The organism is Acinetobacter sp. SWBY1 (genome assembly GCF_002946595.1).
GTDB lineage: Bacteria > Pseudomonadota > Gammaproteobacteria > Pseudomonadales > Moraxellaceae > Acinetobacter > Acinetobacter towneri.
This window is the reverse complement of record NZ_CP026616.1, coordinates 1,346,452-1,368,529: the sequence shown is the minus strand read 5'-3', so window position 1 is coordinate 1,368,529 and position 22,078 is coordinate 1,346,452. Positions and strand designations below refer to the sequence as shown.

The 22,078-nt window shown below is 42.3% G+C and carries 14 protein-coding genes, 2 tRNA genes and 3 rRNA genes; 17 read left to right on the top strand and 2 right to left on the bottom strand.

The features are described from left to right. Window positions 1-38: 38 nt before the first annotated feature. The gene (locus tag C3Y93_RS06560) at window positions 39-962 is read right to left on the bottom strand and encodes a VacJ family lipoprotein (protein ID WP_104852445.1); all 924 of its coding nucleotides are present in this window, start codon (window positions 960-962) and stop codon (window positions 39-41) included. A 546-nt stretch (window positions 963-1,508) separates the two neighbouring features. Here C3Y93_RS06560 and C3Y93_RS06550 point away from each other — a divergent pair. The 12 genes from C3Y93_RS06550 to hisC all read left to right on the top strand — a co-directional run bounded on the left by C3Y93_RS06550 (window position 1,509) and on the right by hisC (window position 14,170). After that, window positions 1,509-3,046, top strand: a 16S ribosomal RNA gene (locus C3Y93_RS06550). 59 nt (window positions 3,047-3,105) lie between these two features. After that, window positions 3,106-3,182 (top strand) — tRNA-Ile (locus tag C3Y93_RS06545). A gap of 55 nt (window positions 3,183-3,237) precedes the next feature. Beyond that, a tRNA-Ala gene (locus tag C3Y93_RS06540) sits at window positions 3,238-3,313 on the top strand. 411 nt (window positions 3,314-3,724) lie between these two features. Beyond that, window positions 3,725-6,618, top strand: a 23S ribosomal RNA gene (locus C3Y93_RS06535). A gap of 191 nt (window positions 6,619-6,809) precedes the next feature. Further along, a 5S ribosomal RNA gene (rrf, locus tag C3Y93_RS06530) occupies window positions 6,810-6,924 on the top strand. Together the 16S, 23S and 5S rRNA genes with 2 tRNA genes alongside form the textbook arrangement of a ribosomal RNA operon. A gap of 220 nt (window positions 6,925-7,144) precedes the next feature. Further along, window positions 7,145-8,599 (top strand): RNA polymerase factor sigma-54, encoded by a 1,455-nt coding sequence (locus C3Y93_RS06525; protein ID WP_104852444.1) that lies wholly within the window; start codon window positions 7,145-7,147, stop codon window positions 8,597-8,599. 165 nt (window positions 8,600-8,764) lie between these two features. Beyond that, a complete protein-coding gene (gene hpf, locus C3Y93_RS06520) occupies window positions 8,765-9,097 on the top strand; it encodes a ribosome hibernation-promoting factor, HPF/YfiA family (RefSeq protein ID WP_004975196.1) in 333 nt (110 codons plus the stop codon). 138 nt (window positions 9,098-9,235) lie between these two features. Then, the gene (gene ibaG, locus C3Y93_RS06515; RefSeq protein ID WP_004975198.1) at window positions 9,236-9,487 is read left to right on the top strand and encodes a BolA family iron metabolism protein IbaG; all 252 of its coding nucleotides are present in this window, start codon (window positions 9,236-9,238) and stop codon (window positions 9,485-9,487) included. Window positions 9,488-9,494: 7 nt separating this feature from the next. Next, entirely contained in the window at window positions 9,495-10,751 is a 1,257-nt protein-coding gene (murA, locus tag C3Y93_RS06510) for a UDP-N-acetylglucosamine 1-carboxyvinyltransferase (RefSeq protein WP_104852443.1), read from the top strand. Continuing rightward, window positions 10,751-11,455: an ATP phosphoribosyltransferase gene (gene hisG, locus C3Y93_RS06505; RefSeq protein ID WP_104852442.1), complete on the top strand. Its 705-nt coding sequence runs from the start codon at window positions 10,751-10,753 to the stop codon at window positions 11,453-11,455. Before murA ends, hisG begins: the two co-directional genes overlap by 1 nt. Window positions 11,456-11,641: 186 nt before the next feature. Further along, complete coding sequence (hisD, locus tag C3Y93_RS06500; protein ID WP_162495523.1) at window positions 11,642-12,946, top strand: histidinol dehydrogenase; 1,305 nt, start codon at window positions 11,642-11,644, stop codon at window positions 12,944-12,946. 135 nt (window positions 12,947-13,081) lie between these two features. Continuing rightward, on the top strand, window positions 13,082-14,170 hold the full coding sequence (gene hisC, locus C3Y93_RS06495) for a histidinol-phosphate transaminase (RefSeq protein ID WP_104852440.1): 1,089 nt from the start codon (window positions 13,082-13,084) through the stop codon (window positions 14,168-14,170). 66 nt (window positions 14,171-14,236) lie between these two features. Here the strand turns inward: hisC and pabB are convergent, their stop codons facing one another. Continuing rightward, window positions 14,237-15,577: an aminodeoxychorismate synthase component I gene (gene pabB / locus C3Y93_RS06490; protein WP_104852439.1), complete on the bottom strand. Its 1,341-nt coding sequence runs from the start codon at window positions 15,575-15,577 to the stop codon at window positions 14,237-14,239. A 255-nt stretch (window positions 15,578-15,832) separates the two neighbouring features. Here pabB and C3Y93_RS06485 point away from each other — a divergent pair, with 255 nt between their 5' ends. From C3Y93_RS06485 to filE, 5 genes are all read left to right on the top strand, one after another. Next, window positions 15,833-16,843: a DUF6160 family protein gene (locus tag C3Y93_RS06485; protein WP_104852438.1), complete on the top strand. Its 1,011-nt coding sequence runs from the start codon at window positions 15,833-15,835 to the stop codon at window positions 16,841-16,843. Between the two features lie 193 nt (window positions 16,844-17,036). After that, the gene (locus C3Y93_RS06480; protein ID WP_104852437.1) at window positions 17,037-17,870 is read left to right on the top strand and encodes a C39 family peptidase; all 834 of its coding nucleotides are present in this window, start codon (window positions 17,037-17,039) and stop codon (window positions 17,868-17,870) included. 45 nt (window positions 17,871-17,915) lie between these two features. Continuing rightward, entirely contained in the window at window positions 17,916-19,046 is a 1,131-nt protein-coding gene (locus C3Y93_RS06475; protein WP_104852436.1) for a hypothetical protein, read from the top strand. Between the two features lie 12 nt (window positions 19,047-19,058). Then, on the top strand, window positions 19,059-20,723 hold the full coding sequence (locus C3Y93_RS06470) for an OmpP1/FadL family transporter (protein WP_070154334.1): 1,665 nt from the start codon (window positions 19,059-19,061) through the stop codon (window positions 20,721-20,723). Between the two features lie 62 nt (window positions 20,724-20,785). Beyond that, window positions 20,786-22,069 carry a putative pilus assembly protein FilE gene (filE, locus tag C3Y93_RS06465; RefSeq protein WP_265735107.1) on the top strand — a complete coding sequence of 428 codons (1,284 nt, stop codon included), beginning with the start codon at window positions 20,786-20,788 and terminating at the stop codon, window positions 22,067-22,069. The last annotated feature ends 9 nt before the right edge of the window (window positions 22,070-22,078 follow it).

Sequence of the window (22,078 nt, the reverse complement as noted above, 5' to 3'; positions counted from 1 at the left end):
GAAAGTAAAAACTCACCTTGAGTAAAATGTTTTACAAATTATTCTTTGCTTCCTTCAGGCGGGTTTATTTCTTCTTGATCATCAAAAAGTTCTTCGCTTTCATCATCTACAAAAGAAATACTATCTGCATCGAGTCCTTTCTTTTCCGCAATTTCAAAGTTTTTACGTTGCAAGTAAATATCCCGAATTGCGGCATATTTATCGCCCTGTAATACTTGTTCTACATCTAGGAGTTGCGAGCGCGTATCTAGGCCGCGCATAACTTGCTCCGACCAATATAAACGGTCATTGCCATCTAAAATGTATTTTTGTGGACGTGCCTGACCATCTACAAGTGTGCCGAAACCATCACGGAAAGTACTTGGGCCGTAAATTGGTAGCATGACATAAGGCCCTGAAGGGACACCGTAGTAGCCCAAGGTTGTACCAAAATTTTCTTCTTCCGTGTCTAAACCTAAACGACGTGCAGGGTCAGCCATGCCTAAAGTAGTAATCGTATTTAAACTAAAACGACCTAAAGTTTTTGCGGCACGTAAAGGGCGGCCTTGAATCAATTGGTTAACCGCATTCCAAGGTTCGCCCAAGTTTTTTCGGAATTGACGATATGACCCGCGCACTTCACCAGGGACTTTCTTTGTATATTGAACCGCAAGTGGACGCGCGATATTACGATCTAACATATCGTTGAATGCATAAATCTGACGGTTCAAAGGTTGCAGTGGGTCTTTGACTTCATCGGGTTGTGCAGCATTTGCATTCACTTTTAAATCTTTGGCTTTTACATTTTTTAATTCTTTAAGCGCATTCAAACGACTACTTTTAGTTTCAGAAGATGAATCTGCCGCAATAACTTCAGTAGTTTCTTCTTGAGCAACTTCTTCAGTAGAAGGCATTGTCGCATGTGTTGAGGTGATGAATCCTAAAGAAACAAGGCACACCCAAAGATATTTTTGTTGATACATAAAGAATCCTAGCGCTTAAATCTGAGTAAGCAAAAGCTGTTATATCGCCGATGGGTGTATAGTAACAGTTAATTGAAACGATGTATTAAAGCAAATTTGCTCAAAATGTGTGTAGAAAAGGTAAGAGTGAATAAAAAATAAACACTCGAAATATTTCTTTTACAAAAAGCCTTGCATGGCAAAATATTTGCCCTATAATGCACATCCATCGGCGGTGATGAAGATTAAAACTTCTGATAAAACAATGACTTGATTGAACTTGATTAAGTTGGGTTTTAGAAAGAAAGTTTAAAATAATTTAAATTACCAGTTGACACTTTAGAAATAAAGCGTAATATAGCCGACCTAGCTTGATGCTGACGAAGCATCGAGAAGATCATTAAGAGATTATGAAGAACAACTTGTGTGGATTTTTACTGATTGATTGATCGAAAATATTTCATTGATTGATTGGTTTAAATTACTCGAAGTTTATTTGAGCGAAATTTAAGTCAGAAAATTGATGAGCCAGATTTGGAAGTTTAGATTAAAACTTCAAAATGATTTTAACTGAAGAGTTTGATCATGGCTCAGATTGAACGCTGGCGGCAGGCTTAACACATGCAAGTCGAGCGGGCGAGGTTGCTTCGGTAACTGAGCTAGCGGCGGACGGGTGAGTAATGCTTAGGAATCTGCCTATTAGTGGGGGACAACATTCCGAAAGGGATGCTAATACCGCATACGTCCTACGGGAGAAAGCAGGGGATCTTTATGACCTTGCGCTAATAGATGAGCCTAAGTCGGATTAGCTAGTTGGTGGGGTAAAGGCCTACCAAGGCGACGATCTGTAGCGGGTCTGAGAGGATGATCCGCCACACTGGGACTGAGACACGGCCCAGACTCCTACGGGAGGCAGCAGTGGGGAATATTGGACAATGGGGGGAACCCTGATCCAGCCATGCCGCGTGTGTGAAGAAGGCCTTTTGGTTGTAAAGCACTTTAAGCGAGGAGGAGGCTCTCTTGGTTAATACCTGAGAAGAGTGGACGTTACTCGCAGAATAAGCACCGGCTAACTCTGTGCCAGCAGCCGCGGTAATACAGAGGGTGCGAGCGTTAATCGGATTTACTGGGCGTAAAGCGCGCGTAGGTGGTTAATTAAGTCAAATGTGAAATCCCCGAGCTTAACTTGGGAATTGCATTCGATACTGGTTAGCTAGAGTATGGGAGAGGATGGTAGAATTCCAGGTGTAGCGGTGAAATGCGTAGAGATCTGGAGGAATACCGATGGCGAAGGCAGCCATCTGGCCTAATACTGACACTGAGGTGCGAAAGCATGGGGAGCAAACAGGATTAGATACCCTGGTAGTCCATGCCGTAAACGATGTCTACTAGCCGTTGGGGGATTTGATCCTTTAGTGGCGCAGCTAACGCGATAAGTAGACCGCCTGGGGAGTACGGTCGCAAGACTAAAACTCAAATGAATTGACGGGGGCCCGCACAAGCGGTGGAGCATGTGGTTTAATTCGATGCAACGCGAAGAACCTTACCTGGCCTTGACATAGTAGAAACTTTCCAGAGATGGAAAGGTGCCTTCGGGAATCTACATACAGGTGCTGCATGGCTGTCGTCAGCTCGTGTCGTGAGATGTTGGGTTAAGTCCCGCAACGAGCGCAACCCTTTTCCTTACTTGCCAGCATTTCGGATGGGAACTTTAAGGATACTGCCAGTGACAAACTGGAGGAAGGCGGGGACGACGTCAAGTCATCATGGCCCTTACGGCCAGGGCTACACACGTGCTACAATGGTCGGTACAAAGGGTTGCTACACAGCGATGTGATGCTAATCTCAAAAAGCCGATCGTAGTCCGGATCGCAGTCTGCAACTCGACTGCGTGAAGTCGGAATCGCTAGTAATCGCGGATCAGAATGCCGCGGTGAATACGTTCCCGGGCCTTGTACACACCGCCCGTCACACCATGGGAGTTTGTTGCACCAGAAGTAGGTAGTCTAACCGCAAGGAGGACGCTTACCACGGTGTGGCCGATGACTGGGGTGAAGTCGTAACAAGGTAGCCGTAGGGGAACCTGCGGCTGGATCACCTCCTTAACGAAAGATTGACGATTGGTAAGAATCCACAACAAGTTGTTCTTCATTGATGTATCTGAGGGTCTGTAGCTCAGTTGGTTAGAGCACACGCTTGATAAGCGTGGGGTCACAAGTTCAAGTCTTGTCAGACCCACCACTACTGACGAAGCAATTATGCAGAAGAAGATACATCGAATCACAGATGATAAGCTGGGGACTTAGCTTAGTTGGTAGAGCGCCTGCTTTGCACGCAGGAGGTCAGGAGTTCGACTCTCCTAGTCTCCACCACGTACTTATTGAGTATGGGTGTAAGCTAAAGATTGCAGAACTTAATAAAAGATCGAATGATTAGATTTGATGGTTTATTAAGTTCTGTGATTTAAATATCACAGTATTTAGTGCGGTCTGACGAAGACGCATTAATTCATTAACAGATTGGCAAAAATTGAGTCTGAAATAAATTGTTCAACTCATTTAATTCAAGATTGACAGTAATGCTTCGGTGTTACGGTTTAATTACGAATTGAAATGAGAACTAGCAAATTAACTGAATCAAGCGTTTTGGTATATGAATTTAGATTGAAGCTGTACAGTGCTTAAGTGCACGAGACTTTGAACTGTAGATTAAATAAATCATTGATTATTTATTTAATTGTCTTAATCCTACTTGTAGGGATTAACGACTGTTTGGGGTTGTATAGTCAAGTAATTAAGTGCATGTGGTGGATGCCTTGGCAGTCAGAGGCGAAGAAAGACGTGATAGCCTGCGAAAAGCTCCGGGGAGGCGGCAAATATCCTTTGATCCGGAGATTTCTGAATGGGGAAACCCACCTACCTTAAGGTAGGTATCGTATGATGAATACATAGTCATACGAAGCGAACGCGGGGAAGTGAAACATCTCAGTACCCGTAGGAAAAGAAATCAATTGAGATTCCCTCAGTAGCGGCGAGCGAAAGGGGAAAAGCCCATTAAGTTATGTGTGTTTTAGTGGAATGCTCTGGGAAGTGCAACCATAGTGGGTGATAGTCCTGTACACGAAAGGGCACACATAATGATGACGAGTAGGGCGAGGCACGTGAAACCTTGTCTGAATATGGGGGGACCATCCTCCAAGGCTAAATACTCCTGACTGACCGATAGTGAACCAGTACCGTGAGGGAAAGGCGAAAAGAACCCCTGTGAGGGGAGTGAAATAGATCCTGAAACCGCATGCATACAAGCAGTGGGAGCCAACTTGTTTGGTGACTGCGTACCTTTTGTATAATGGGTCAGCGACTTATATTCAGTAGCGAGGTTAACCGAATAGGGGAGCCGTAGAGAAATCGAGTCTTAATAGGGCGTATAGTTGCTGGGTATAGACCCGAAACCGGGTGATCTATCCATGAGCAGGTTGAAGGTTGGGTAACACTAACTGGAGGACCGAACCCACTGTCGTTGAAAAGCCAGGGGATGACTTGTGGATAGGGGTGAAAGGCTAATCAAACTCGGTGATAGCTGGTTCTCCCCGAAAGCTATTTAGGTAGCGCCTCGGACGAATACCATTGGGGGTAGAGCACTGTTTCGGCTAGGGGGTCATCCCGACTTACCAAACCGATGCAAACTCCGAATACCAATGAGTACTATCCGGGAGACAGACTGCGGGTGCTAACGTCCGTAGTCAAGAGGAAAACAATCCAGACCGCCAGCTAAGGCCCCAAAATCATAGTTAAGTGGGAAACGATGTGGGAAGGCATAGACAGCTAGGAGGTTGGCTTAGAAGCAGCCACCCTTTAAAGAAAGCGTAATAGCTCACTAGTCGAGTCGGCCTGCGCGGAAGATGTAACGGGGCTAAAACTATGTGCCGAAGCTGCGGATGCATAATTTATTATGCGTGGTAGGGGAGCGTTCTGTAAGCCGAAGAAGGTGGATTGAGAAGTCTGCTGGAGGTATCAGAAGTGCGAATGCTGACGTGAGTAACGACAAAACGGGTGAAAAACCCGTTCGCTGAAAGACCAAGGGTTCCAGTCCAACGTTAATCGGGGCTGGGTGAGTCGACCCCTAAGGCGAGGCCGAGAGGCGTAGTCGATGGGAAATTGGTTAATATTCCAATACTTCAGTGTAATGCGATGAGAGGACGGAGAAGGTTAAGTCAGCCTGGCGTTGGTTGTCCAGGTGAAAGGAAGTAGGCATGCATCTTAGGCAAATCCGGGGTGCTCTATGCTGAGATCTGATAGCAAGCTGTACTTGTACAGTGAAGTGGCTGATACCCTGCTTCCAGGAAAAGTCTCTAAGCTTCAGTTACACTGGAATCGTACCCGAAACCGACACAGGTGGTCAGGTCGAGTAGACCAAAGCGCTTGAGAGAACTCTGCTGAAGGAACTAGGCAAAATGGTACCGTAACTTCGGGAGAAGGTACGCTGTTGATGGTGATAGGACTCGCTCCTTGAGCTGTCGACAGCCTCAGAAACCAGGCCGCTGCAACTGTTTATTAAAAACATAGCACTCTGCAAACACGAAAGTGGACGTATAGGGTGTGATGCCTGCCCGGTGCTGGAAGGTTAATTGATGGGGTTAGCGTAAGCGAAGCTCTTGATCGAAGCCCCAGTAAACGGCGGCCGTAACTATAACGGTCCTAAGGTAGCGAAATTCCTTGTCGGGTAAGTTCCGACCTGCACGAATGGCATAATGATGGCGGCGCTGTCTCCAGCAGAGGCTCAGTGAAATCGAATTCGCCGTGAAGATGCGGTGTACCCGCGGCTAGACGGAAAGACCCCGTGAACCTTTACTGCAGCTTGACATTGAACTTTGACCTTACTTGTGTAGGATAGGTGGGAGGCTTTGAAACTTGGACGCTAGTCCGAGTGGAGCCGTCCTTGAAATACCACCCTGGTAATGTTGAGGTTCTAACTCTGTCCCGTTATCCGGGACGAGGACCATGTCTGGTGGGTAGTTTGACTGGGGCGGTCTCCTCCTAAAGAGTAACGGAGGAGTACGAAGGTGCGCTCAGCGTGGTCGGAAATCACGCGTAGAGTATAAAGGCAAAAGCGCGCTTAACTGCGAGACCCACAAGTCGAGCAGGTACGAAAGTAGGTCTTAGTGATCCGGTGGTTCTGTATGGAAGGGCCATCGCTCAACGGATAAAAGGTACTCTGGGGATAACAGGCTGATACCGCCCAAGAGTTCATATCGACGGCGGTGTTTGGCACCTCGATGTCGGCTCATCTCATCCTGGGGCTGAAGCAGGTCCCAAGGGTATGGCTGTTCGCCATTTAAAGAGGTACGCGAGCTGGGTTTAGAACGTCGTGAGACAGTTCGGTCCCTATCTACCGTGGGCGCTGGAAATTTGAGAGGATCTGCTCCTAGTACGAGAGGACCAGAGTGGACGAACCTCTGGTGTACCGGTTGTGACGCCAGTCGCATCGCCGGGTAGCTATGTTCGGAAGGGATAACCGCTGAAAGCATCTAAGCGGGAAGCCTACCTCAAGATAAGATTTCCCCGAGGCTTTATGCCTCCTAAAGAGCCGTTGAAGACTACGACGTTGATAGGTTGGATGTGGAAGCATAGCGATATGTGAAGCTGACCAATACTAATTGCTCGTGAGGCTTGACTATACAACACCCAAACAGTTGGGGTTGTATGCTCAATCGATTCAAATCCAATCAGTCAATTCAGACTGATCTTGATTTAGTTAACGCTAAACAATAAAATTCAGACCCAATACAGCCCAATCTGTTACAGATTCGGAAAACGCAGTGCATCACCATCGTGAATAAGACCAATGCAAGTCTCCGTAAACAGTTGTGCTGGCGACAATAGCAAGAGTGAACCACCTGATCCCTTCCCGAACTCAGAAGTGAAACCTCTTCGCGCTGATGGTAGTGTGGGGTTACCCATGTGAGAGTAAGTCATCGCCAGCTCATTATTCTAAACACCCTCAACTAGCGTTGGGGGTGTTTTTTTATGCAAGAGAGAAAATAAAGTTAGAAAAACAATAATAAATTGAATAGAACTTCTGATTAAAATCTTTATGTCTTTTGATAAATCTGTGCTATACCTAATAAAACGGCATAGAAATTGCTTATCAAAAACTTATATATTAAGTTGTTGAAAAACATAAATTTAAAAGAGTGGGTGAAAATGAAGTTATCGGTTGGATTAAAAGTTGCAAACTCCTTGTCACTGACACCGCAGTTACAACAAGCCATTCGTTTGCTTCAACTTTCGAGCTTGGAACTTGAACAAGAAGTTCAAATTCAGTTGGACAGTAATCCCTTATTAGAAAAAGTCGAAGAACAAAGTAGTGTCGAAAGTTTATCCACCTTAGAAGAGCAAGAGCATGATCAAAAGGATTTGACTAAAGAATTAAATGCAGATCATCTACCAAATGACTTGCCTGTCGATACAGACTGGGATGATGTGTACACTCATTTACCCACGAGTTTGGGAGCAGCGGAATATGAAGAGCGCGAGGATAATCGTCAGGGACATTTAGGTTTAAAAGAGCACATGATGCAACAAATCAATCTGTTGCATTTTTCTCAAGTCGAGCAGCTCATTGCCTACTGTATTGTCGATGCTTTGGATGACAATGGTTTCTTGGATTGTGAAATATCTGAAATCACTACATCTGTGCAACATTTATTGATCTCCATGGAATACGAAGATGAAATTGAAGACGATGAAGTTTTGGTCGTTTTGAAACATATTCAGCGTTTAGAGCCGATTGGTATTGGTTCGCGTAATTTGGCGGAATGTTTATCTATTCAGCTTGAAAGTTTGGCTACAGATGTGCCTTATCGGCAGGAAGCACTGCAACTCTTGCAGCATTATGAGTTATTAATTTCGAATGATTTAGCCAAGTTAATTAAGCAAACGGGTTTAAGCGCAGATCAGCTACAGCATGCAGTGGCTTTATTAAAAACCTTGAAAGCGCATCCTGGTACAGCATTTGAAGATCAGGAGTCAGATTATCAAATTCCAGATGTAGTGGTCAGTAAAAAGCAGGACCATTGGCAGGTGCAGCTGAATCCTGATGTTGTACCGAAGCTTAGAATCAATTCATTTTATGCCAATATGATTAAACGTGCAGATCAAAGCGAAGACAATCAATATTTGCGCAATCAAATGTTGGATGCAAAAAACTTTATTAAAAGTGTCGATGAGCGTCATAAAACTTTATTAAAAGTCGCAACCTGCATTGTGCAACATCAACGTGAATTTTTAGAAATTGGTGCTGAAGGAATGAAACCGTTGATTTTGCGTGATGTTGCCGATGAGGTGGAGTTGCATGAATCTACAGTTTCACGGGTGACCACCAATAAATATATGTTAACTCCACGTGGTTTATTTGAATTGAAATATTTCTTTTCAAGTCATGTTGGAACAAGTTCAGGTGGAGAAGCATCCTCAACTGCGATTCGCGCCAAGATAAAAAAATTAATTGCAGATGAAAATCCACGTAAACCTTTGTCAGACAACATAATTGCAAACCTTCTTAAAGAAGAAGGAATTGATGTGGCACGTAGAACGGTTGCGAAATATCGTGAGTCATTAAATATTCCGTCATCTTCTGAACGAAAAGTCTTGATCTAGTTTTTAAAATCGGTCTATTCTAAGGATTCATTATGACCAAATAATGAATTTTTTTGAAGGAATAGTTAGACATGATTTAAAGTGACCGCTGCAGTGATCTGTTATTTGGCAATCAATCATGTGAACTATGCCTTCCTAATCCTAATGAAGGTGAGGGATAGAATTATGCAAATAACAATTCGTGGACATCACTTAGCTATTACCCCTGCAATTGAAGAAAATATTCGACTTAAATTTGCACAAATGACCAAACATCTGGATCAGGTCAATAGTATGCAGGTGAAATTAAGTAAAGATCATCAAATCGATAAACATTCTAAAAAAGGTAGCGCCAATCATATTGCAGAAGCGATTATTCGTTTACCTGGAACGGAGCTTTTTGCGCAGGCTAGTGCAGATGATATGTATACTTCAATTAAGATGATGACAGAAAAATTAAAACGTCAGTTAGAAAAACATCGGAAGATGCAGCTGGATTATCAGCCTTTAGCCATCTAGTTAAAATGTGATTTAAAAAGAGGTTTTGGATAAACCTCTTTTTTTATTGCGATAATGTATAGGATTAATGAATTATTTTTTCTATTTATAGTAAAATGACAGGTTTTTACACCGTTGGTCCTATAAGAGGTCTTTGTGATGAATAGTGAACAGCTCACTGAAATTTTAAAAGCTGCTTTTCCAGAGGCTGAAGTTGCTGTAAGTGGGCAAGGCGGCAAGTTTGATCTTCGTATTGTAGATAATCAGTTTGAAGGTAAGCGTCCTGTTGCTCGTCAACAAGCAGTGTATGCACCATTGAATAGCTATATTGCCAGCGGTGAAGTTCATGCGGTTACAATTCGTGCAATGACACAAGAAGAATGGCGTAAAGCAAGCTTATTTGGAGCTTAATAATTTAATGGATAAATTTTTAATTCAGGGCGGTAATAAGCTCGAAGGTGAAGTGCGTATTTCTGGTGCAAAAAATGCAGCCTTGCCACTTCTTGCTGCAATGATTCTTGCAGAAACGCCAATTACATTGAAAAATGTTCCAAATTTAAAAGATGTAAATACCTTGGTGAAGTTGATCGCAGGCTTGGGCATTAAAATGTCTTATGAAGGCGATACAGTCATTGCAGATACATCAACGTTGGACAACCAATTTGCACCTTATGAATTGGTAAAAACCATGCGTGCCTCTATTTTGGTGCTTGGCCCATTGGTTGCGCGCTATGGTAGTGCAAAAGTATCTTTGCCAGGGGGGTGTGCAATAGGCTCACGTCCTGTCGATCAACATCTTAAAGCACTTGAAGCTTTAGGCGCAGAAATTGAAGTTGAAAATGGCTATGTAAATGCCAAAGTCAATGGTCGCCTTAAAGGTGGCGAAGTGGTCTTTGATATGGTCACTGTTGGCGGTACAGAAAACATTCTCATGGCTGCGGTATTGGCAGATGGTGTTACCACTATTCGTAATGCTGCACGTGAACCTGAAATTACCGACCTTGCGCAAATGCTCATCAAAATGGGCGCTAAAATTGAAGGTTTAGATACCGATACTTTAGTGGTTACAGGTGTTGAACACTTGCATGGTTGTGAGTATTCAGTAGTTGCTGACCGTATCGAAACAGGTTCTTATTTGGCTGCAGCTGCAATTACGGGCGGTAAAATCAGAACCACACATACCGATCCTGCCTTGCTAGAATCTGTGTTAGATAAGTTTGAAGAAATGGGTGCGGAAGTCACACGTGGCGATGACTGGATTGAACTGGACATGATGGGCAAGCGCCCTAAAGCCGTGAGTTTCAGAACTTTACCACATCCTGAATTTCCAACAGACATGCAAGCACAGTTAATGGCGGTGAATGCGATTGGACGCGGTTTTGCTACCATTTCGGAAACTATTTTTGAAAACCGTTTTATGCATGTCCCTGAGTTGTCACGTATGGGTGCCAATATTCAGGTAGAAGGCAATGATGCGGTGGTGACAGGCGTAGAAAAACTTTCTGCTGCACCTGTTATGGCAACTGATTTACGTGCCTCATTCTCGTTGGTGTTAGCAGCATTGGTGGCAGAAGGCGAAACATTGATTGACCGTATTTATCATATTGATCGCGGTTATGAAAATGTAGAACAAAAGTTACAAGGTTTAGGCGCCCAAATTAAGCGAGTAAATTGATGAATGACATGAGAAACGATGATCCAAATTTTGACGTCATGGGCAATTTTGATCATGGTTTAACTTTGGCATTAAGTAAGGGGCGAATTTTAAAAGAAACTTTGCCTTTATTAGAAACTGCGGGAATTAATTTACTGGAAGATCCAGATAAATCACGTAAGTTGATTTTCCCAACCACACATAAACAAGTGCGTATTTTAATTTTACGTGCCTCTGATGTACCCACTTATGTTGAAAATGGTGCGGCAGATATTGGGGTTGCGGGTAAAGACGTGCTGATGGAGCATGGCGCTCAAAATGTATATGAGCCGCTCGATCTGAAAATTGCCAATTGTAAATTAATGACTGCGGGCAAAGTTGGTATGCAGCGTCCAAAAGGTCGTTTAAAAATTGCCACTAAATATGTGAATTTGACCCGTCAATATTATGCCAGCTTAGGTGAGCAGGTTGATGTCATTAAACTCTATGGCTCAATGGAATTAGCACCATTGGTCGGTTTGGGTGATTACATTGTCGATGTGGTTGATACAGGTAATACTTTACGTGCCAACGGTTTAGAGCCGCTAGAAGAAATCTGTAAAGTATCTTCACGTTTAATTGTCAATAAAGCCAGTTTTAAGCGCAAGCAAGATATGCTCAATCCAATTTTGGCACAACTTGAAAAAGCTGTGGCAGAACGAGAGTTGGCAAAACAATCTGCTTAACTTTGTATCCATTATCCTGCCTTCTCAAAAAACCGTCATTCAATGGCGGTTTTTTTATGTTCGTGCATGATTCTGTTCTTGAATGATTTCGAACGTGAATTTCCATCAAAACATACTGCTTTCGCCATGTATAGATTCCCACAAAGCCCTAGAAACAAGGTAAACTAAACTTTTCTATCAAACCTTGTGGGTAAATTGATGCGACGTTTATCGACTCAAGATCAAAGCTTTAAACAAGCCTTTGCAGACTTGTTGGCTTTTGAAACTGTCAGTGATCCTGAACTTTTAAAAACTGTAGATCAAATTATTGCTGATGTGCGTCAGCACGGTGATGCTCAGGTTCTTAAACTCACTCAACAGTTCGATCGACATCCAGCGCATCAATTTTCAGAACTTGAGTTAAGTCAGGAACAACTGAAAGCCGCATTTGATGCTTTAGATAACGAAGTTCGTGAAGCTTTGGAATTGGCTGCTGTACGTATTCGTGAATTTCACCAAGCGCAAAAGCAGGATGGCTGGACTTATGTTGATGCTTTGGGCAATACACTTGGGCAAAAAGTCACGCCATTAGATCGCGTTGGTATTTATGTACCGGGTGGTTTGGCATCTTATCCATCTTCTGTGCTCATGAATGCCGTGCCTGCGCATGTTGCTGGTGTACCTGAAATTATTATGGTGGTACCTGCACCGAATGGTGAACTCAATCCATTGGTTTTGGCGGCTGCATATTTAGCAGGGGTGACTCGTGTATTTACCATTGGCGGAGCGCAAGCTGTTGCTGCATTGGCTTATGGTACAGAAACCATCCCATCGGTAGATAAAATTACGGGGCCAGGTAACCGCTTTGTGGCGGCTGCAAAACGTGCTGTATTTGGTCAGGTTGGCATTGATATGATTGCTGGGCCATCCGAAATTTTGGTTTATGCCGAAGGTGAAAATAATCCTGAATGGTTGGCGATGGATTTACTTTCCCAAGCCGAGCACGACACGGTTGCACAATCTATCTTTATTACACCAGATGCGCAATTGCTGAATCAGGTTGAACAAGCGATTGAACAGCACTTGGCGAATTTGCCTAAAGCTGAAATTGCCCGCACTTCTATTGCAAATCGTGGTGCATTGATCTTAGTCAAAGATCGTCAAGAGGCGATTGAATTGATCAACCAAGTTGCGCCCGAACACTTGGAGTTGTGTATGGATGATCCACAAGTGATGGCAGAAGAAATTCGTCATGCGGGTGCGATCTTTATGGGGCGCTATACACCAGAAGCTATTGGTGATTATTGTGCAGGGCCAAACCACGTATTACCAACGTCGGGTACAGCACGTTTTTCATCGCCATTGGGTGTTTACGATTTCCAAAAACGCTCAAGTCTGATTATGTGTTCAGCTGAGGGCGTGAAAAGTTTGGCGAAAACCGCTGATATTTTAGCGAAGCAGGAAAATCTGGATGCGCATGCACGATCAGCACGTTATCGTTATCAATCATAAATAGCATTACAACCTCTCCCTGACCCTCTCCTAATAAAGAGAGGGGAATTTAAACCACACAAATTTTGTGTCTTTAGTAATGAAAATTCCTCTCCCTTTGGGAGAGGTTAGGAGAGGATTTAAAGAGAATACAAAATGAATATCACAGCAGAACAAATGCGTTTTTGGAGCCCTGAAGTACGTGAGCTAGAGCCTTATGTACCGGGTGAGCAGCCAAAAATTCAAAATTTATTAAAATTGAATACCAATGAAAACCCGTATCCACCTTCGCCTAAAGTGGTGGAAGCGGTGCAAAAGGTTTTAGAAAACTCGGCAGATGCACTGCGTTTATATCCAGATCCAGATGCGTCTGAGCTTAAGCAAGCCATTGCGAAACAGCAAAACGTGGCTGTGGAAAATGTCTTTGTTGGCAATGGTTCAGATGAAGTCCTTGCACATATTTTTAAAGCTTTTTTTGTTCAGGAACAGCCGTTACTGTATCCGGATATCAGCTATAGTTTTTACCCTGTATATAGTCAATTTTTTGGGGTAAAAACTAAAATTTTGCCTTTAAATGATGATTTTGAAATTGTGGTTGATGATTATAAGCAAGCCAATGGCGGCATCATCATCACCAATCCGAATGCACCGACCAGTATTGCTTTGGGTTTAAGTGCGATTGAAGAAATTTTACAGGCCAATCCAAATTCAGTGGTAGTGATTGATGAGGCTTATGTCGATTTTGGTGCAGAGTCTGCAGTAAAATTGGTAGAAAAGTACGATAATCTTGTGGTGTGTCAAACCACATCTAAATCACGTTCTTTGGCAGGTTTACGTGTTGGTTTTGCGATTGCGCAACCGCATTTAATTGCCGCACTGGAAGCCGTGAAAAATAGTTTTAACTCCTATCCAATGGATCGTTTTGCGATTGCAGCAGCGGTGGCATCTTTTCAAGATCAGGCGTATTTTGAAGCACAATGCCAAAAAGTTATTGCAAGCCGTGAGAAATTGGTGACGGATTTAACGAGCTTGGGCTTTAAGATATTGCCATCACACGCCAACTTTATTTTTGCATCACATCCTCAACAGGATGCGGGTGAATTAGCTGCAGCATTACGTGAACGCGGTATTATTGTGCGTTATTTTAATAAACCACGCATCAATCAATATTTGCGCATTACTATTGGTACAGATGATCAAAATCAACGCTTAGTAGATACTTTAAAATACGATATTTTGGCTTAATTGTTAAAATATCGTAGAGGCGAGTGAAGCATTGAATTCACTCGCTTTTTTTGTTTTTGCGACATGCTATTGCGCAGGTTTGTACCAGCGGTTCAATAAGTCCAACATCGCTGAAACCTTGTCAAAACATTCTTGATATTCTGCTTCACAAACAGATGCAATCGTGACGCCACCACCAGCCCATAATGAAACATCTTGCTGATATTTCTGAATAGAACGGATCAGGATATTCCAAGAACCCGTTCCATCGGCATCAAAATAACCCATAGAGCCGCAATAGGCGCCACGTGCTGCACCTTCGAGTTCATCTATAATTTGCATGGCACGAATTTTTGGTGCACCTGTAATTGAGCCACCTGGCAATGCAGACATCAATACAGCAAAAGGATTCATCTCGGCTTTTAGTGTTGCGGTCACTTCACTGACCATGTGATGCACTTGGTTAAAAGACTCAATATTGAATAACTTTGGCGTTTTGACGCTGCCAGTTTCGGCATAAACACTTAAATCATTACGTAATAAATCCACAATCATCACATTTTCAGCCTGATCTTTTTTAGATTCACTTAATTGTTGTTTCGATTGTCGGTCTAATTCAGGATCGCCATAACGTGGCATCGTGCCCTTAATGGGTTTTGTGGTAATTTTTCGATTTTCCTCAAAATCGATAAAGAGTTCGGGCGAACAACTTAAAATTTCAAAATCACCAATACGTAAATAACCTGCATAAGGTGCATTGGTCAGTTGCCAAAACTGAGCTGCAGTCTCTAAAAGTTGACCTTGAGCCTCAGCGCTAAACTCTTGCGTAAGATTAATTTGATAACAATCTCCTGCCACTATATAGTCTTGAACATGTTGAAAGGCGCGTTGGTAATCTGTGAAATTCCAGCGGGCTTGACACTTTTGGCTTAATTGGAACTGTTCAATAACGGCAGGTTGGCTGTATAAATTTAAAATAAAATCAAAAATTTGCGTAGCTGTATCGTCTGAACTATAAAAATACCAGCCATCAGTTTCTTGCTGTAAATAGCTTTTAAATTGACCTAAAAAAACACTTGGTTGGGCGCGGGATTGCATATTGATGTGTTGCTGTGCTGCAGCATCATACGAAATAAAACCCATTACACTGCAAAATGGGGTAGTGTTTGTATCATTTGAAGTGCCGAGATGAGCTGTTAAATCTAATTGAGTTGGACTTAATTCGTATTGATTGAATGCTGTTTTTTGAAAGTAGAAATGTTGATGGTTTTGCTGCACACAATAGCGTTCGGCCAAAAATGCAATACGCGCCTTTCCATTATTTTGCAAATAAATACAATGTGAAAGTGCTGCCAAAGCCTGCAGAATTTTTGCAGCCTCGCATTCAGGTTCACAGAATAATTTTTTAAAATGAGTAGGATAGAACATAAAGTGTAAACAGCTGAGAGATTTTAAAAGGCTATTTTACATGATTGCAGCAGATAAAAAGCAAATAACCGTTTGTCGGTAAGATGTGGATTGCGACCAACAGCAGTTGAACAAAAAATAACTCAGATATACCTTTGTATGTGCAAACCGGCTACTCAAGGAATGTGTGTCAGTGTTGTCCTCATCAAATAAAAACACAATCACTGGCACTGAGTGGTAAAACCAAAAAAATAATACTCTCGGGAGAGTAACAAGATGAAAAAATTTACTAAACTTGCTTTGGTATCATCAATCGCGTTAACAACAAATGCAATGGCAATGCAGGCAATGGACGATACTGCATTAAGCGCAACTACTGGTCAAGATGGTTTAAGCATCGGGATTGGTATTTCTAAAGTAGAGATCGAAAAACTTTTTATTCATGATAATGATGGTTTAGCAGCAAAAGGCGCTGCGGGTGAAGCTGGTTTTGGTGGAACAGGCAAGGCTGGTGCAATTGTTATCAAAGGTAATGGTCAGGGCGTAACAGCGGCTCATGGTGTGGTCATAGGTGCAAACTATAGCAATGGTGGTGCTTATTTATTAGATTCTCGTAACTTAGCTGACTTGGTGATTGATACAGATGCGGGTACAGGTGCCAATGGTGCATTTATTAACGTGGCAGCACAAGTATCTGGCTTAGATATTAATATTGGTGAGATTGGTGTGACCGCATCGAATGCTATGCCAGCAGCGGGTGCGGCTAATATTCGTCGTGGTGGTGATGACACCAACTATAATGCAATTTTATCTGGTTTAACTTTAAAAACGGGTAAAATGGATGCCAATATTCAATTAGGTGCAGCACCACAAGGTGCAATGATTAAATTAAACACCACAATGGTGGGTGGTTTAGAAATCAAAGATCTTGGTATTTTAGATAACTCAACGAAAACTACTACACGTGCTGCAGGTGAAATCTTTATTCAAAGTATTAAGCTTACCGATGCTGGCAAGAAAGACTTAACTTTAAAACAAGATATTAGTATCATTGGCAAAGATGATGCTAGCAATGGTTATATTCAGATCATCAGCCATGGTGGTGCTAAAGATAACTATATTAAAGGTATTCATTTGGGTAGTTATGATCGTGCTGCTGGTGCAGTTCAGAAGACGTCTATTGGTGATATGGAAATCCAAGGATTACAAACCTATTATGGTGCACCAACAGCGTTGGGTGGTGCAGGTTACCAGCAAGGTGCAAAAATCACCATTTCTGGTCACTAATTTAAACACCGAAAAAGCGCGTGAATTCACGCGCTTTTTTTTACAAATAAACTGATGAGTTCGCAAAAAAAATATAGAAAGCCCTTTTTTTTTTCTATAAAACGAGTATCTTTCTAAATACAAGGAAGTAGAGTGAAAACTCTAAAATAAAAATATTAGGCAGGTATTGCCGAGAACTAAAAAGTAAAAATATATGTTAGAGATCGCTTTGGGCTCGGCATTGATCTATTACGCTGCCACACAAGCCTTTGATTTAAAAGAACAGCATCCTGAAACTGTGCGTTACACAGAAACTTTGGATTCTAGAAATAATTCCTTTACCCGTATGCACAGAGAGCCTGTGCAAATTAAACCTGCTTTAGAAGATCAATTTCGCGGAATTGTGCGCCAAGCCTATGACTACAGTTGTGGTTCTGCAGCTTTAACAACCTTGCTGAATGGTTATGTAGGAACACAATTAAACGAGCAACAAACCATGAGTGGCTTGCTGCGTTATGGAGAATACGACCGAATTATTGAACGTCGTAGTTTTTCGCTATTGGATATGAAGCGCTTTGTCGCAGCTTTGGGCATGGAAAGTGGTGGATATCGCGGGGAGTTTTCGGATTTAGTTAAACAAGGACAGCCTGCAATTGTGCCGATTTCCTATGCAGGTTTTAAACATTTTGTGGTGTATAAGGCATATAAAAATGGACGTGTCTATGTGGCAGACCCTGCATTAGGCAATATCAGTTTCGATGAAGAACGCTTTAAAGAAGTTTGGGAGAATAACACCTTATTTCTAATTAATGTCGCACCGCAAAATCGTCAAACTATGTTGGCATTACAAGAAAAAGACTTGCGTCATGTGGAAGACGCAACAGTGAATCGTTATGCCTTTGTTGATATTCAATATCCACAATTTGCGATGGAAAAAATAGCCGATAAAGCATCGACAATACGTCTGGAACGTAATGTAAATAAAGATTCTGATAATTATGGACAGTACGAGCATCGTTTTTTAAGACTCTACTATAAAAACAAGTAATTAGTTGTTCACGAAATACAAAAATAAAAATGGAAGGGGTAAATCATGGATCGTAAATGGATGAATAAAACCTTATTGGCACTCAGTATTCAAATGGTATTTGGGGTGGCTTATGCCGCAGAGGAGCCGCAATTAGGGGAATATGAAACCACAACTGAACAGGCAGAAGTATCAGATACAGCAGCATCAACTGCAGATACAAGTGCTGAAACAAATAGTGCGGTTGTCGCTGCAAATGGTGCACAAGCAGCATCATCTGCTTTGCAACAGCAAGAGGGCGATGCAACCAAAGAGGCGAATTTAGAAGAAGTATTTACCTCGAATGAGCGGCAATACTCGCTCATGAAAAAAGGTGATATTTCATCTTATTATGATATTGATTATACCTATCATCGTGATACGCAGCTCGATCTTGAAATGGCTCAAGGTCAGTTGTATCAGCTTCGTGTGCAAGAAAATGCCTCGCATGCATTAACTAACACCTTCACCGCACAATATGGTTTGCGTGACAATTTAACTTTATCTGCTTCTGTACCATTGGTTGCAAAGTCAGATTTATTAAAGGATGCTACTGCAGCAGGTTTGGGGGATATTTCTTTAGGCGCACGTTGGGAGCCATTCCCATTAAAAGCGGGGCGTTTACCTTTAATTTTATTCGCAAATTTATCGACTAAAACGGGTGATAGTCCTTACGAGATTAACCCTGTTAAAGATTTATCAACAGGTAAGGGTTATTACTCTGCAGGCATTGGTGCAAGTACGCGTAAGTATATTGACCCTGTTGTATTGTTTGCTTCTGCTTCAGCCAACTATGGTTTTAAAGAAAGCGGTCTCAATCAAATTCGCGGTAGCCGTATAATTGAAGAATTTGAGCCAGGTATTAGTGGTGGTTTTGCTTTTGGTTTTGCTTATTCGTTTAACTACGATGTGTCGATGACCATGTCCTATCAGCAAAGCTTTAATACAGGTTCGGAGTTTACTTATCATACGGGTGAAAGCTATTCACCTGCAGACCAGACCAGTTCGACTTTGGCTATTTCATTAGGCGTTCGCGTTTCACCTGAAACCATTGTGAATGGTACGGTAGGAATCGGTCTGACCGAAGACGCGCCAGACGTATCACTTGGTTTGTCATTCCCACTGGATATTCTCGGTTTCGGTAAAAAAATTCGCTAAGAGGCTAGTCGCATGAAAATGATACGACTTCGCCCGTTAGTGACTGCAATTATACTGTCGGGCTGTTCAGGGGCTGCTTTTGCGCAGCTTGGACAAAACTTATCTGTCGATATTCGTTCTTTGACTATGGGGAATGCGGTCACTGCAGATCCTCCTGGTATTAGTGCGATTCACTTTAACCCTGCTGCACTGACCAAGATTGAAGGTTTGCAAACAGATGTGCAAGGGGTGTTGGCACATTTTGATGTACAGCGTGAGCTTTCCGTTCCAGCAGGTTATGACGTATTTGGTTATTCTGATGACCCTGTGGTGTGTAACGATGGACCAGAAATTTTGGCCGATTTTTGTACCGATTTTAAAGGTACAGTACAAGCCGATGTAGAATATCCAACGCTGTATGTCCCGATTCTGAAAAAATTTGTCGATTTGGGTAAAGGCATGCCACTGGCAGCGCCAACCAACGGTATTGCCTATAATCCACCAGGTTCCAAAGTGACCTTTGCCACCGCATTATATGCGCCGTTGATTGCGGGCTTTGGTGCCGAAAATGGTAACCCTGGTAACTTTATGGGACAACAGGTTGCCTTAGAGCGTATTACTTATCTTTCTCCATCTATCGCCTATCAAGTCAATGATGAATTGTCAGTCGGTGCGTCAATAGGGATGTCTTACCAAGCCATCGCCATGAATACCGATTTACGCTTCCCGAATGAACTGATCGGGATGTTACGTATGGTGGATGAAGTGGTCTGTACGCCATTTAAAGAAAACGCCAATATCATCACCGATATTTTGTTGCTCGGGATTTGTAATGCCGAAGAAGGCATGAATCCATTTTCCCGTTTTGGGCAAATGCAACTGGCGGTTGAGCAAAGTTTAAGCCCGAGTTATAACTTGGGTATTTTGTGGGAACCGACAGAAGATTTTAGCTTTGGTATGGTGTATCAGAGTGCAGCTAAAATGCGCTTAAAGGGCAAATATCATATTGATAACTCGAAAGCACCGCGTGAGTTAATTAATGGTTTGATGTCTTCACCAACAGGTCAGATTTTAGCGGCAATTTTAGGTTTCCCAAGTTATATTCCAGCCAGTGAGTCTGGTTTGGTTTCTATGGATTTTGAATATCCTGCGCACTTTCAAGCGGGGATAAAATATAAAGTCATGCCTGATTTACAAGTCAATTTTGATGTGGGCTGGACTGACTATAAAGCATGGGATAAATTCAAATTCGAGTTTGACCGTCAAATCTCGGCATTAAAAATTGCAAAATTGCTTTCGGAGCATGTGTCTGATGACAGTTTAGCTTTGCCATTAGAGTTTAAGTCACCGTGGAACTGGGGTGTTGGCATCGAATATTCAGCCACAGACCGTTTAAAACTGCGTGCGGGTTATGAACCACGTGGTAGTGCGATTCCTGACAATAAACGTAACACTATGGTACCAATTAATAATGCACGTTTATTCGGTCTGGGTGTGGGATATCGTTTTGATGCAGATACAGACCTTGATTTATCCATCGGCTTTTTACAAAGCAAGGATAAAATTCCAGCCAATACCAGTAGTTTAGCCAATAAGGAAGGTGTGAATAACCTACTGTTAAACCCTTATGCGGGTTTGAATGTGAAAACGGATACAAAAATTACAATTCTTGGATTGAGTTATAGAACACGATGGTAAGTTCAGTACGGAAAATAAAACGGACTTTATTTTCAAAGTCGATACTCACACTGATTTTCAGTATGGGATCGGTGTGTTACGCGAATCAGTTTTACACCATTATTGGACCAGATGGTCGTCCAATTGTGGTGCAGCGTAATGCTGCAGAAAAAAAGCAAACGATACAGGCGTTGGAAACCGCACAACAGCAAAAGCAAGTCCAACAAAAGCAACTACAAGAAAATCAACAACAAGACCAGTTTAAGCAAGACAAGGTGCATCAAGCACAGCAGATACCTGCTCAAACATCCGTTCAGGTATCTAAAAATACTTCTGCTCAGGTGAACAAGCAACTGAATCAGTCTAAGCCGAATATCTCAGAACAATCCGCTACGTCACAAAATCAGGCCAGTCAAAGCAAAGTGAATTCAACATTGCGCGCATCACACACTGAGCCAAATGCAGCGCAGCAAGAAATTTCCAGTGCGGAATCTGTTCATCAAACAGGATTCACTAAAGAAGTGATGATCAACAAAGTTGCTGTTAAACCATCTGTGTTAGAGGGGTTACAACAGCTTCCTCAGCAATTTGCGATTGATCCATCCACAGTGTCTGTCTCTAAAAAAACACCAGATCAAGCATCGCATACATCTGCCCAACAAACGGGTTTTATGGAGATGGCGGGTGAACAGTATGTTAAAAGTGAGTATTTGGAAGATCAGGAGTTTAATTTAGAAGGAAAAAAACGCTTTTACAGTATGCCAGAAGGCATGATTGACACAAAAAATGGCGGCGGTACTCGCATGCAAGTGGTCGAACGTGAACGTGGTGTAAGCCGTTCCATTCTCAATAAATTATTTAAAAAGCAATCGGTTGCTGAACCTCAAGCCATTGTTTTGGCTGCAGACTATTATCGTGTTAATCAAGCTGAAGCAATTGAGGGTTTGGGGCAGCAATGTTTTGCTGAAAGCAAAAAAAATAAAGCTAAAACCTTAAAAGCACAACAAGATTTAAATTTGTGGCCTAGAGCTCCCTTAACCGAAAAATTTGATTATGAATTGGTGAAGTTAGAAGGCAATATTCAAAATATTCAAATCAACTCTTATGCCATGAAGCAAAATCAACCGACCTTTTATTGGCCGTTTGTGGTTTTTCTGGATCAAAAAGGCTGTGTGATTGAAGGTGCAGGTGGTTTTAGAAATCAGGATACTGCAGGCAATGTCTTACAACATGAGGTGATAGAGGGCATGCTGCAACTTCCAAAAAATAGCCACTATGTATTATTAACGCCATTGGCTTCTGCAGTGGATATGGAACATCGCGTGCTCAGTAACCAAGGGCAATTAAAACTCATTGCGATACGCTAACAACAATAA

Coding starts and splice junctions, on each gene's coding strand:
- C3Y93_RS06560 (WP_104852445.1), bottom strand. CDS start 962: ATGTATCAACAAAAATATCTTTGGGTGTGCCTTGTTTCTTTAGGATTC.
- C3Y93_RS06525 (WP_104852444.1), top strand. CDS start 7,145: ATGAAGTTATCGGTTGGATTAAAAGTTGCAAACTCCTTGTCACTGACA.
- hpf (WP_004975196.1), top strand. CDS start 8,765: ATGCAAATAACAATTCGTGGACATCACTTAGCTATTACCCCTGCAATT.
- ibaG (WP_004975198.1), top strand. CDS start 9,236: ATGAATAGTGAACAGCTCACTGAAATTTTAAAAGCTGCTTTTCCAGAG.
- murA (WP_104852443.1), top strand. CDS start 9,495: ATGGATAAATTTTTAATTCAGGGCGGTAATAAGCTCGAAGGTGAAGTG.
- hisG (WP_104852442.1), top strand. CDS start 10,751: ATGAATGACATGAGAAACGATGATCCAAATTTTGACGTCATGGGCAAT.
- hisC (WP_104852440.1), top strand. CDS start 13,082: ATGAATATCACAGCAGAACAAATGCGTTTTTGGAGCCCTGAAGTACGT.
- pabB (WP_104852439.1), bottom strand. CDS start 15,577: ATGTTCTATCCTACTCATTTTAAAAAATTATTCTGTGAACCTGAATGC.
- C3Y93_RS06485 (WP_104852438.1), top strand. CDS start 15,833: ATGAAAAAATTTACTAAACTTGCTTTGGTATCATCAATCGCGTTAACA.
- C3Y93_RS06480 (WP_104852437.1), top strand. CDS start 17,037: ATGTTAGAGATCGCTTTGGGCTCGGCATTGATCTATTACGCTGCCACA.
- C3Y93_RS06475 (WP_104852436.1), top strand. CDS start 17,916: ATGGATCGTAAATGGATGAATAAAACCTTATTGGCACTCAGTATTCAA.
- C3Y93_RS06470 (WP_070154334.1), top strand. CDS start 19,059: ATGAAAATGATACGACTTCGCCCGTTAGTGACTGCAATTATACTGTCG.
- filE (WP_265735107.1), top strand. CDS start 20,786: ATGGGATCGGTGTGTTACGCGAATCAGTTTTACACCATTATTGGACCA.